The following is a 12,743-nucleotide window of genomic DNA, read 5'->3' on the forward strand; positions in this document are numbered from 1 at the left end:
AAGATAATAAACGCCCTGATCATACTCCCTCTTCCGGATTAGGCAACTCCTGCCCATCCAGGTAAATGCGCGCAAGATAACGCTGATGACAAAAACGCTCACCACACAGCACAGAAGTGAGCGTGAGCTCAATCCGGCCGCGAAAGACCGGAGCCCAGGTCACGAGGATATGAAATTCACCGTTCTCACCACAAGGGGCAATAGCTCAGGTTCGGCACTCTCCTGTAATCTGAGCAGAGTTAAGGTGTAATCTTTACCCGCTGACCAACTCAGCACGACATTTTTCATGATGGCTCCCGCATTTTGAACATCCCCAAGAAAGCAAAAACCGCCCGAAGGCGGCTTCACTTGGTTAGAACTGGTACTCAGCGTTGGCAAACACATTACGACCATCTGCCAGATAGTAATAGCCGCTAGAACCTACGCCCGTTACATATGACTCGTTAAAGGCGTTGCTGACTTTGACACCCAGACTAAAATGGTCGGTAAAGTGATAACGTGTGGCCAGATCAACGGTGGTATATGATTCCATCTTATCGTTATTGTTATCTCTGCGATCACCAACATAATTAGCAACCATCGACAGATCAAACTTAGCGATGTAGTAATTCATGCGCCAGCTAAAGTTTTGCTTACCACGACGAGCCAACTGCTCATGGGTTTCTTTATTGATCGGATCTTTCCATTCCGCCGACACTTTATGTTCTACGGACCAAGTGTCAAAACTGGCAGCAACTTCCAAACCTTTGATTTGAGCTTTAGCAACGTTAGATGGGATCCAAGCGCCACCAGCGCCGACTGGCGCCCATTCAATCAGGTTATCGATGTCTGTTTTATAAACCGACACTTCCCAGTCAACCCAGTCTGAATAGCCACGTAAACCCAGTTCATGGGAGACCGACTCTTCAGGTTCTAGCTCCGGGTTACCCTGACCAGGCCAGTACAAATCATTAAATGTTGGCGCCTTAAAGCCAGTACCTGAATTTGCCACGACCTGAAGATCATCCAACAGCTGATATCCAAGCCCCAGGCTCCAGGTAGAGTGTCCGCCAAAAGAGCTGTCATCATCATGACGCACGCTTGCCTCAGCGGTAAATTCATCAACACCAATCAGGGAAGTCAGAAATGCCGCTTTGTTATCCTTACTGGTATCATCGTAGTCCGTGGTGCTAGTACCACCACGATGAGCTTTCTCTTTGGTGTAATCCAGACCAATATTCAGCGCGACTTCATCAATCGGAGTCAGCGTGTTCAGCCAGGTCACATTGTTACGACGAGTAAACAGAGCACTTTTCCCCGAGGCGCCATCTGCATCGCCATCCCACGCTTCGTTACGTGCGGTCGAAACTGTCAGTTTAGAATGGTAGTTGTCGCCTTGAAAATTCACGCCACCAAGCAGGCTGTAAAAGTCGTTATTGCTCTCTTGCTTTGGACCACCGTACTGACCTGCGTATTCGTTATCTGACTCCTGCTTATAAGCACTGCCATCCACACTCCACTGCTCATTGATCTGATGGGTCACGCTACCAAAAAAGCTGGTTGAATCATAACCGTGTTCATCTTCGCTTGGAGCACGTTGGTACACACGATAACCATCGCTCTTTTCCTTCGCAGCAATAAACGAACCATGGGTTTGTTCGTTAAGTTGGCCAGACGAGTGCCATCCTAACAACTTATGGTTGTTCTCACCGTAGCCAACGGTCGCTTTGTGCAATGACTTTCCTTTCCCGGCAGTAGTAATGCTAATCACACCACCCAGAGCATCAGAGCCATAGATAGCAGCCCTAGGCCCACGAATCACTTCTATCTTTTCAATCGCAAAAGCGGGAATCAGTCCAATTGAAGCACCGCCGGAAGTCGCAGAGTTCACTCTAACACCATCAACAAGCACTAAAGTATGCTGCGTTGCAGTACCTCGTAAATAGATAGACGTTTCCTGACCTTTACCGCCCAGAGAGTTAATCTCTACACCAGGTAAGGTGCGCAACACTTCCAGGGCGCTATCCGCTTGCATGGCTTCTATATCTTTGCGGGTAATAATACTCACTGATGCCAGAACTGAAGACTGGGGCTGTTCAACCCGGTTCGCCGTCACGACGACAGTTTCATCTGCAGCAGTGTCCTGCGCCAGAGACACAGGGGCGTAAGGAAGCAGCGATGCAACTGCCATCGCCAGAAGGGATTTATTCATTATATTGTCCTAAATCGCGTTAAACCGACTGAGCATCACTGGATTCCACTACTTCGCTCAGTTGCTGGCAGGTCTTCGGACTTGAGAGCACTGTCACCTACTTACTCGACTTCCCACTTATGCAGTGTCCTTTGAGTTTTCGTTCTCTCTTACCGCTGCGCGTCAGTTCTGGATTCGCACCAGATTCCCTTTTCAGTTTTTAGACGTCTAGGTTGCTAAAAACACCAGCTTGGGCGTGATAGTATGCACCCATCAATGAATTGTCTAGCTGAGATTAACTTCAACTATATTTTTAACCATTCCGATGTTGTGATGAGAGCAAAACACAACGAATCGGGGACAAGACTGGACAAGCGCGCGGGATTGAATAAAATCTGCGCTCTTTTATTGAAAGTACTTTCTATTTCACTGCACCACAAAAAGGTAAAACCATGGCGACTCTTGATGTAAACCCGAACCAATACCAAGCACAGCTGGAAGAAAAGGTCTCGCGCCTGACCGATATGTTCCAGGCTTACCAGGTGCCGGAATTGGAAGTGTTCGAGTCTCCGCAGCAGCATTACCGTATGCGTGCAGAATTCCGCGTCTGGCACGAAGGCGACGACATGTACTACATCATGTTCAACCAGGAAACGCGCGAAAAATACCGCGTTGACCAGTTCCCGGCCGCCAGTCGTCTGATTAACGATTTGATGCCGTTACTGATTGATGCGATGAAAGACAATGACCCCCTGCGCCGTAAACTGTTCCAGGTGGATTTCCTCTCAACCCTGAGCGGCGAAGTACTGGTCTCACTGCTTTACCACCGTCAGTTGGATGAAGAGTGGAAAGCAGCGGCTGACAAGCTGAAACAGCGCCTGAATGATGAAGGCTTTAATCTTAACCTGATTGGCCGTGCGCGTAAGATGAAAATCGTGATGGACCGTGACTATGTGGTGGAGAAACTGCACGTCAACGGCCAGCCATACATTTATCAGCAGGTAGAGAACAGCTTTACCCAGCCTAACGGTAAAGTGGCAGAAAAAATGCTGGAATGGGCGGTCGACTGTACTCAGGACAGTCAGGGTGATCTGCTGGAGCTGTACTGTGGTAACGGTAACTTCTCCCTGGCTCTGGCGCAGAACTTCGAGCGTGTTCTGGCAACCGAGCTGGCCAAGCCGTCTGTTGAATCGGCACAATACAACATTGCCGCCAACCACATCGACAACGTGCAGATCATTCGCATGTCGGCGGAAGACTTTACCCAGGCGATGGAAGGCAAACGTGAGTTCAACCGCCTGAAAGATGCCGGTGTGGACCTGAAAAGCTACAACTGCAACACCATTTTTGTCGACCCGCCACGCTCTGGTATGGATGTCGATACCTGTAAAATGGTGCAAGGCTACCAACGTATCCTGTACATCTCCTGCAATCCGGAAACACTGAAAGAGAACTTGGATATCCTCGGTCAAACCCACAACGTGACCCGTTTTGCCCTGTTTGACCAGTTTCCTTACACCCACCATATGGAAGCGGGCGTACTGCTTGAGCGCAAAGCGTAAGCCTTACTGCCAACAAAAAACGAGCCACATGGCTCGTTTTTTACTTTCGATCTTGTGCAACCGGAATCCCGGTTAAGAAGCGCGGCCCAGGTAACCCAGTTTTCTGCCAATCCACACCAGCAGTAACAACGCCACAATAATGGCAAAGAAGTTAGAGCCAGAATCCGGGTACTGTGCTTTGACAAACGCATTATGACCAAATGCACCGACAAAGAAACACGCCAGGCCGACCAGAGGAATATCCTCTGACACCGGGTGGCTGAGGTACTCCTGGTACAACGCCTGTACTGACAACACCAGTGCAATCACCGGAAAAATAGAAAAAGAAATTTCACTCATGGTCAACCAGGACAAAAGTGCGTCTCCGCACATACCGGCCACGACCGCCAATACCAGAGTTTTCCGTTCTGAACCTTGTTTGGTTTTGCTGCTATCCTTCGACATTAATCTATCCCGCCTTTGAGTCGATTACGTTCACGTTCTTTGCGATACCAGAATGCACCCTTGGCAATCATTCGCAACTGCATGATAAGGCGCTCCGCCAATTCATCGCGTGAGCGCCGGTCTAAATCCAGTGCCTGAGCACCGGAGCTGAATACCAGAGTCACAGAAGCTTCGGCCTGAGTTGTGGCCTCTTCCCTGTTCATACCAGTATTCACCAGATATTCAGTTAATTCCGCAGAAAAGTGCTCAATTTCTCGAGCCACTGCGGCACGAAATTCAAATGACGTGCCGGAACGTTCGCGGAGTAATAAACGAAACACGTTCGGGCTGCTTTCAATGAATTCCATAAAGGTCTCTACCGAGGTACGGATTACGCTGCCTTCTTTGACGATCCGCTGACGCGCCTGACGCATCAACTGCCGCAGCAATAAACCACCTTCATCCACCATGGTGAGCCCGAGCTCATCCATATCTTTAAAATGGCGATAAAAGGACGTCGGAGCAATCCCGGCTTCGCGGGCAACTTCCCGCAAGCTCAGATTGGAAAAACTCCGATCCGCACTCAGTTGGCTGAATGCAGCATCTATCAGTGAACGACGCGTTTTCTCTTTTTGCTGTGCACGAATACCCGTGGATTTCATACTGCGTTAGTTCTCTGCCTGACCCGAAATGTTGGCTCATACTATAACGCGAATGTGAAACTTGTCTAAGGGGCAAAATGCGTCTGTTTGAAGCAACAGACAATTTCGCGACTGCGTCATCACGCTAAGCGCTGGCCGTTATCCATCACTCTAGAGTTAATCACCTAAATTTTTGCCGTTTATAGCGTGATCCTCTGCACTCTGTGATGGGAACGCGATTTACCACACGACAGAATCAGTTAAAATATCGCTACAGCAATGTTAAGTGAATATAACAAGGAAATCCTATGGCACAACCTAACCACTTTGACGTCATTGTAATCGGTAGCGGCCCGGGCGGTGAAGGGGCCGCTATGGGGCTCACCAAAGCGGGAATGAATGTCGCCATCATAGAGAAAGAAAACGGTGTCGGCGGCGGATGTACCCACTGGGGAACCATACCTTCCAAGGCGTTACGTCATGCGGTTAGCCGGATCATTGAATTCAACAGTAACCCGCTCTTTTGCAAAAACAACACCAGCCTGCATGCGACCTTCTCCAATATTCTTGGCCATGCAAAATCCGTGATTGATAAACAGACCCGTCTGCGCCAGGGCTTTTATGACCGCAATGAGTGCTCACTGATTTTTGGTAGCGCCCATTTTGTCGATGCTCATACCGTCGCGGTGACCAAGAGTGACAACACGGTTGACCTTTACACTGCCGATAAGTTTATTATCGCCACCGGTTCACGTCCTTATCGCCCGGCTGATGTTGATTTCGATCACTCGCGTATTTACGACAGCGATTCGATTCTGAGCCTGAAACATGACCCAAGACACATCATCATATATGGAGCCGGTGTGATTGGTTGTGAGTATGCCTCAATTTTTCGCGGGTTGGGGGTGAAAACCGACTTAATTAATACCCGAGACCGACTTCTGGCTTTCCTCGACAATGAAATCTCCGATGCTCTGTCCTATCACTTCTGGAACAGCGGTGTGATCATCCGCAACGATGAAACCTATGAGAAAATTGAAGGTACCGAAGATGGCGTGATTGTCCATCTCAAGTCGGGCAAGAAGATGAAAGCTGACTGTATCCTGTATGCCAATGGTCGCACCGGTAATACCGACAAACTGAACCTGGAAGTAGTCGGCCTGAGTCCGGACTCGCGCGGCCAGTTGAAAGTTAACGGCAACTACCAGACTGACGTCGACCATATCTATGCGGTCGGTGATGTTATCGGCTACCCTAGCCTGGCCAGTGCCGCCTACGATCAGGGCCGCTTTACCGCCCAGGCGATTACCCAGGGCAGCGCAACCAACAAACTGATTGAGGATATTCCGACCGGTATTTACACCATTCCGGAAATCAGCTCAGTGGGTCGTACCGAGCAGGAACTGACCGCCGCCAAAGTCCCGTATGAAGTCGGCCGCTCCTCGTTTAAACATCTGGCACGCGCACAAATTGCCGGCATGGATGTGGGCAGTCTGAAAATCCTGTTCCATCGTGAAACCAGAGAAATTCTCGGCATTCACTGCTTTGGTGAACGTGCCGCGGAAATCATCCATATCGGTCAGGCGATCATGGAGCAGAAAGGTGAAGCCAATACCATTGAGTATTTCGTTAACACTACCTTCAACTACCCGACCATGGCGGAAGCTTACCGGGTCGCCGCGTTGAATGGTTTGAATCGCCTGTTCTGAATGGGCTTAAATCAATCCGACATAAAAAACGCAGCCTCGTGCTGCGTTTTTTGTTCAGAGCATTCATCCCGGATTCAGGCCGCCAGGAAAGTCCCGCTGCGCCATCGCTTCACCAACAGTACACCAAGAGACACACCGCGCATCGCCATAAAACCCAGCATCGCCAGCCATAAAGCATGATTGCCCCAATCTGAAAACGCAAAAAACAGAACAAAATAGGTCAAGCCGGCCACAAACATACAGTTGCGCATCTCGCGTCCTTTGGTCGCGCCGATAAACACGCCATCCAGCAGAAAACACCACATGGATGTCAGCGGCATGGCGACTAACCAGGGTAAATATTGATACGCGGTCGCCTGTACTGCTGGTATATCGGTAATTAAACCGATCAGGGTTGAACCGCTGTAAGCAAAAACCAGCGTCAGGACCACACAGATGATCACACTCCAGAATGCACTGCCGACCATGGCCGCCTTGAGCTGCTGCTCACTCTTCGCTCCCATCGCTTTACCGACCATGGCTTCCATCGCATAAGCGAAGCCGTCCATACCGTAAGAGATGATCATGACAAAACTCATCAGCACCGCATTAGCGGCCACGGTCTGATCGCCAAACGCGGCCCCCTGAAAGGTCATAAAACTAAAAGCCGCTTGCAGACAGAGTGAACGCAGGAAAATATCGCGGTTCAGGCGCACAAAGCGGCCAAGATCCTGAGTAGAGACACGCAATACCTCCGCTAACGCCGGCAGTTGCTCACGCAGCCAGTAGCGCCACACACACCACAGGCCGAACAACATACCACTGTAATCTGCGATCACTGACGCCAGCGCCGCCCCCTGCACCTGCCAGCCAAATCCGATCACAAACAGCAGGTCGAGTACAATATTAACCGTGTTGGTGATGATCACCATCCACATCGGTGCGCGTGCATTCTGGGTGCCGAGCAACCAGCCAAGCAGCACATAGTTAGCCAGAGACGCCGGCGCACTCCAGGCACGCACCACAAAGTAGTCCTGAGCGGCCTGCTTAACCTGCTCACTGGCACTACTCAGGCCGAACACCAGCTCAGCCAGATAGCGGTGCCCTAACAAGAACACCAAAGCAAAACCCAGCGCCATCAGCATACCCTGCAGCCACACCCGGGCGAGGTTAAAGCCATTATCGGCCCCCAGCGCCTGAGCCGTCAGACCTGTGGTCGACATCCGCAAAAAGCCGAGTAACCAGAAACAGACACTGATAACCGTACTGCCCAGAGCAACACCGCCCAGATACCAGGCATGCTGAAGATGACCGATCACGGCCGCATCGACCAGGCCAAGCAATGGAATGGTAATATTGGAAAGCACCATAGGAATCGCCAGCCACAGCACCTTACGGTGCATGGCCGGATTGGCTAAGATATGAAAAAAAGATTGCACCACTTTACCCTCTGACAATAGAACGCAAAGTGTATCTGAGTTAACCGGCAGCGGCTACGCCAACCGCCCGATTGCGCGCTCAGCCAGGCCAGTTACCCGCGCTTAACGAAATCAATTACCAGCGGAGCGAAGTGACAATCGGAGTAAATCTGTGCTTATAACCGCCCAGCTTACTCACCACCCGCTGCCAGAACTTCCAGCGCCCGCAGTGCTGATCCAGGGGGGAATACAACCGCACGCTGCGTGCCCAGGGTAAACAGTTAAGTACCGCATGGGCGGCATCGCTGAAACCATGCTGATATTGGCCGGATCCCATGCTCTGCCCCAACCGGCTGGCGGCTTTATCGCCGGCCAGCACCAAACAAGCACTGGCATTAACAAAGTTAAGCCCCAGGGCGCGGATAAAACGCGCAACCTGATCGGCCTGACAATCCAGCAACGCATGTTCACACACTATCAGAATCGGGGCATATTCGGGGACTGGCAGACAATCGAGCCAGGAGAGATCGCTGACACTGCCGCAGTCATGCTGGTAGCGCTCGCTACGGTGAAACAGTTTTTGTCGCCAGAGCAGATTCTCCGTCACATCGAGTTCAATCCAGTGGCAGCGCCCGTTATCCACCCGGTAAAAACGGGTGTCCAGGCCGGCACCGACATTGACAATCCAGCCATCAGGATGAGATTGCAGGAAAGCTCGTACCTGCTGATCGCACAATTGGGTCAGCGTGGCATGCAGTAACTGTTTTTGATCGATATCGCCGGATAAACATTCCGGCGCCAGCTGACAGCGCTGACAGGCGGACGCGGCAATCGGGTCATAAACCAGACCATTATCGACCAGGCTCTCACGGCTACGTAACCACAGCGGTTGCATCAGGTTAGCCGGTATCGGGTAGCGTCGTGTTGCAGGGGATTGATTCGGGCGCATTATCATCTTCCTTGTGTGACACAAGAAAGATGATAATGAATATCAATTAGATTGGCAAGTTATTGAGAATAAATCTCAACTAACCTCACATCCAGTCAGTATTGCGGATAATACCGACTGCGATACCTTCGATAGTCATTTCCTGACAGGTGAGGTCGACTTCGATTGGGGCAAACGCTTCGTTTTCTGCGTGCAGTAGCACTTTCGCGCCGTTACGCTCAAGACGTTTTACCGTTACATCCTCTTCGACCCGCGCCACCACGACCTGACCATTACGCACGTCCTGAGTTTTATGCACTGCCAGCAGATCACCATCCATAATACCGATGTTCTTCATGCTTTCGCCTTGCACCCGCAGCAGAAAGTCAGCCTGCGGACGAAACATGCCAGGATCGACCTGATAATGAGTCTCTACATGCTCCTGAGCCAGAATCGGTTCACCCGCGGCAACACGGCCAATCAGCGGTAATCCGATTTCATCGGCTTCATCGTTGGCCGCTCCAAGCAGAATACGAATGCCGCGTGAGGCACCCGGAACGATCTCAATCACTTGCTTGCGTGCCAGTGCTTTGAGGTGTTCTTCGGCTGCATTGGCTGAGCGAAAACCCAGTTCACGAGCGATTTCCGCCCGAGTAGGTGGCATTCCGGTTTCTTCGATCTTACTTTTAATCAGATCAAACACTTCTTGTTGGCGTGGCGTTAACGGCTTCATAAGTCACCTGTCTTTTTATACAGTTGACTGTGAGTATATCCAGTAATTGGTGAAATGGAAAGCCAATTGCTTGTTTTTTAGATAAAGCGCTGTTCAGATAAACAGGGCCTCTATCCAGACATAGCCACAGAGCAGCATGGTGATAAATACCGCGGCCGATCCCATGTCTTTGGCGCGTCCCGCCAGTTCATGGTGTTCGGGGCCGATGCGGTCCACCACAGCTTCAATCGCACTGTTGAGCAACTCAACCACCATGACCAATAACACTGTGGCGATCATCAGTACCCGTTCCAGTTGGCTGACATCGAGCCACACCGCAAGCGGAATCAAGACACACGCCAGAATAATCTCTTCACGAAAGGCCGCTTCATTTTTAAACGCGGCCCCAATTCCCTGGTATGAATAGCGACTGGCCTTGAGGATACGTTTTAATCCCTGCGGATTCTTTTTTTGCACTTTATGTTCCTGTTCCCAACATTTCACTCAGAAATGACGTAAATAAGCCCAATTATATTAAAAGGTTTGACCAGTTTCTGGTATTCTTGCAGCTCAAAAAAGACACCGACTGCAACGTATTTTACTGTCTGCGCATCTTGTTTCATTTCAATGAATCACAGCGCAAAGTACAGCTTGATACTCTGGTCATGTATCCATATTTGAGGCTCTGAACCTTATGTCTTCTGGACACTCGTTATCGCGTTCCCTGTTAAAACTGCCGCTCTCGATGCTGGTTAAAGGAACCGCCATTCCATCCAATCCGATTGAGGATCTGGATATAGATATTAACAAGCCGATTGTCTACGCACTACCATTTCGCTCCAATGTCGATTTGCTGACTCTGCAGACCCTCGCACTGAAAGCCGGTTTACCCGATCCGCTGCAGCCGCTGGAGATCAACGGCCAGACCCTGAACCGCTACGTGTTCATCTCATCACGTCCGGCGCTGCTGCAGGATGATAACCACGTGCCGAGCGACTCGATTGATACCTTCTCGGAACTGCTTAAGTTGCACCACAGCGATCAGCAACTGGATGTTCAGGTCATTCCGGCCAGTGTATTGTGGGGGCGGAAACCCGGTCAGGAAGGTCGTGAACGCCCTTATCTGCTGGCTCTGAATGGTGCCCAGAAAGCCAAAGCCGTACTCAGCTCAGGCCGCGACTGCCTGCTGCGCTTCAGCCCGGTCGTCTCACTGCGCTATATGGCAGACGAACACGGCACCGACGCGTCGATTGCTCACAAGCTGGCCCGGGTTGCCCGCATTCACTTCTCACGCCAGAAACTGGCGGCCTCAGGCCCTAACCTGCCACAACGTCAGCGGCTGTTTGAGCGCCTGATGGATTCACCGGCGATCGAAAAAGCGATCCATGATGAAGCGGCGGCGAAAAATATTTCGCTGGAAAAAGCGCGTAAAGAAGCCCACGCGATTCTGGATGAAATTGCCGCGGATTTCTCCTACTCACTGGTGAAAAAAGGCGATCGTCTGCTGGGCTGGCTGTGGAATCGCATCTATCAGGGGCTGAATATCAACAACGCCGCGACCGTGCGCCGCCTGGCACAGGACGGGCACGAAATTGTCTATGTCCCTTGTCATCGCAGCCATATGGATTATTTGCTGCTGTCGTACGTGCTCTATCATGAAGGTCTGGTTCCGCCGCACATTGCCGCCGGTATCAACCTCAATTTCTTCCCGGCTGGGCCAATTTTCCGCCGTGGCGGTGCGTTCTTTATCCGCCGCAGCTTTAAAGGCAATAAGCTCTATTCGACCATTTTCCGCGAGTATCTGGCCGAGCTGTTCAGTAAAGGCTACTCGGTCGAGTACTTCAGCGAAGGCGGACGCTCGCGTACCGGTCGCCTGCTGCAGGCTAAAACCGGCATGCTGGCGATGACCATTCAGGCCATGCTGCGCGGTCTCAATCGTCCGGTCACTCTGGTTCCGGTCTACATCGGCTACGAACATGTGATGGAAGTAGGCACTTACGCCAAAGAGCTGCGCGGCAAACGCAAAGAGAAAGAGAATGCCAGCCTGGTGCTGCGTACCATCCGCAAACTGCGCAATTTCGGCCAGGGTTACGTTAACTTCGGTGAACCGATTCCGCTGAATGCCTTTCTTAATGAACAGGTACCGCAGTGGACCCAGGACATCGACCCCATGGGCAGCAGCAAGCCGCAATGGATGAATCCGGTGGTCAATACGCTGGCCACTAAGATGATGACCCATATCAACGATGCCGCGGCGGCCAATGCCATGACCCTGTGCGCGACGGCACTGCTGGCCTCACGTCAGCGCGCGCTGGCGCGTGATAAGCTGATCAAACAGATTGACTGCTACCTGTCTCTGCTGCGCAATGTGCCCTACTCGGCCACCTTCACCATTCCGGATGAAAGTGCCCAGAGTCTGGTCGAGCATGCTGAGTCACTGGATAAGTTTGTGGTCGAAAGCGATACCATGGGCGACATTGTTTCCCTGGATCGTAACCAGTCGATTTTAATGACCTACTACCGCAATAACATCATTCATCTGCTGGCATTGCCGTCGCTGATTGCGCAGATGCTGATTCGCCAGCAGCAGATGCCGGTCAGCCAGATCAAGACCTGTGTCGCCAAGGTGTATCCGTTTTTGCAACAGGAGCTGTTCCTGAGTATTGCCCCTGATCAGCTGGATGAAAGGGTGGATCAGTATCTGGCCGAGCTGGAAAGCCAGCAGTTACTGACGGTAGAAGATGGGGTTGCAACCATTAATCAGGCTAACACTCAGGTACTGATGCTGCTGGGACGCACCATCTCGGAAACCCTGCAGCGCTATGCGATTGCGCTCAACCTGCTGGTCGCATGCCCGCATCTGGCCAAAGCTGATCTGGAGGCCAAGAGTCAGGAGATCGCACAGCGTCTGGGCCGTCTGCACGGGATCAATGCGCCGGAATTTTTCGACAAAGGTGTGTTTGCCGCGCTGTTTGTCACCCTCAAGCAACAAGGCTATGTCGATGCCGAGGGTAACAACAATCAGGAGCAGATTCGTCATCTGTCACGTATGGTCAATGCGATGCTGCACTCTGAAGTACGCTTAACTATTTCGGAAAGTATCTGTCAGGCAGAGTAACGACGCAGCAGCCGTCCTATTCACCCCTTCCCGCCCCCTGTTCCCATACAGGACAGAGGGGACGGGAACAGGGTATAAAAAAG

At 51.4% G+C, this 12,743-nt stretch carries 10 protein-coding genes, 1 pseudogene and 1 riboswitch; of the genes and pseudogenes, 3 read left to right on the plus strand and 8 right to left on the minus strand.

Annotation, left to right across the window (positions count from 1 at the left end):
• Nucleotides 1-19 precede the first annotated feature (19 nt).
• A pseudogene (locus J0X00_RS11250) lies at nucleotides 20-196 on the minus strand (hypothetical protein); the annotation flags it as partial.
• A gap of 156 nt (nucleotides 197-352) precedes the next feature.
• Nucleotides 353-2,191, minus strand: coding sequence for a TonB-dependent receptor (locus tag J0X00_RS11255; protein ID WP_282478061.1), 1,839 nt, complete (start codon nucleotides 2,189-2,191; stop codon nucleotides 353-355).
• A gap of 48 nt (nucleotides 2,192-2,239) precedes the next feature.
• A riboswitch (cobalamin riboswitch) is annotated at nucleotides 2,240-2,435 on the minus strand.
• A gap of 187 nt (nucleotides 2,436-2,622) precedes the next feature.
• On the opposite strand from J0X00_RS11255, the gene trmA reads away from it, so the two are divergent.
• Nucleotides 2,623-3,732, plus strand: coding sequence for a tRNA (uridine(54)-C5)-methyltransferase TrmA (gene trmA / locus J0X00_RS11260; RefSeq protein WP_282478062.1), 1,110 nt, complete (start codon nucleotides 2,623-2,625; stop codon nucleotides 3,730-3,732).
• Nucleotides 3,733-3,804: 72 nt separating this feature from the next.
• On the opposite strand, the gene J0X00_RS11265 is transcribed toward trmA, so the two are convergent.
• Nucleotides 3,805-4,176 (minus strand): YijD family membrane protein, encoded by a 372-nt coding sequence (locus tag J0X00_RS11265; RefSeq protein ID WP_136487354.1) that lies wholly within the window; start codon nucleotides 4,174-4,176, stop codon nucleotides 3,805-3,807.
• Complete coding sequence (gene fabR, locus J0X00_RS11270) at nucleotides 4,176-4,817, minus strand: HTH-type transcriptional repressor FabR (protein ID WP_136487353.1); 642 nt, start codon at nucleotides 4,815-4,817, stop codon at nucleotides 4,176-4,178. Before fabR ends, J0X00_RS11265 begins: the two co-directional genes overlap by 1 nt.
• Before the next feature lie 287 nt (nucleotides 4,818-5,104).
• Between fabR and sthA the strand changes: the two genes are divergently transcribed.
• Nucleotides 5,105-6,505, plus strand: a complete 1,401-nt coding sequence (sthA, locus tag J0X00_RS11275; RefSeq protein WP_136487352.1) for a Si-specific NAD(P)(+) transhydrogenase — start codon at nucleotides 5,105-5,107, stop codon at nucleotides 6,503-6,505.
• A 74-nt stretch (nucleotides 6,506-6,579) separates the two neighbouring features.
• On the opposite strand, the gene dinF is transcribed toward sthA, so the two are convergent.
• The 4 genes from dinF to J0X00_RS11295 form a co-directional block, all read right to left on the minus strand.
• Entirely contained in the window at nucleotides 6,580-7,887 is a 1,308-nt protein-coding gene (gene dinF / locus J0X00_RS11280) for an MATE family efflux transporter DinF (protein WP_282478288.1), read from the minus strand.
• A 151-nt stretch (nucleotides 7,888-8,038) separates the two neighbouring features.
• Entirely contained in the window at nucleotides 8,039-8,857 is an 819-nt protein-coding gene (locus tag J0X00_RS11285; RefSeq protein ID WP_218562608.1) for a class I SAM-dependent methyltransferase, read from the minus strand.
• Nucleotides 8,858-8,936: 79 nt separating this feature from the next.
• A complete protein-coding gene (gene lexA, locus J0X00_RS11290) occupies nucleotides 8,937-9,563 on the minus strand; it encodes a transcriptional repressor LexA (protein ID WP_136487350.1) in 627 nt (208 codons plus the stop codon).
• Between the two features lie 93 nt (nucleotides 9,564-9,656).
• Nucleotides 9,657-10,019, minus strand: coding sequence for a diacylglycerol kinase (locus J0X00_RS11295; protein ID WP_136487349.1), 363 nt, complete (start codon nucleotides 10,017-10,019; stop codon nucleotides 9,657-9,659).
• Between the two features lie 217 nt (nucleotides 10,020-10,236).
• Between J0X00_RS11295 and plsB the strand changes: the two genes are divergently transcribed.
• On the plus strand, nucleotides 10,237-12,660 hold the full coding sequence (gene plsB, locus J0X00_RS11300) for a glycerol-3-phosphate 1-O-acyltransferase PlsB (RefSeq protein WP_282478063.1): 2,424 nt from the start codon (nucleotides 10,237-10,239) through the stop codon (nucleotides 12,658-12,660).
• Nucleotides 12,661-12,743: the final 83 nt, after the last annotated feature.

This window comes from Vibrio sp. ABG19, from assembly GCF_029962385.1.
In the GTDB taxonomy this organism is placed as follows: domain Bacteria; phylum Pseudomonadota; class Gammaproteobacteria; order Enterobacterales; family Vibrionaceae; genus Vibrio; species Vibrio ostreae.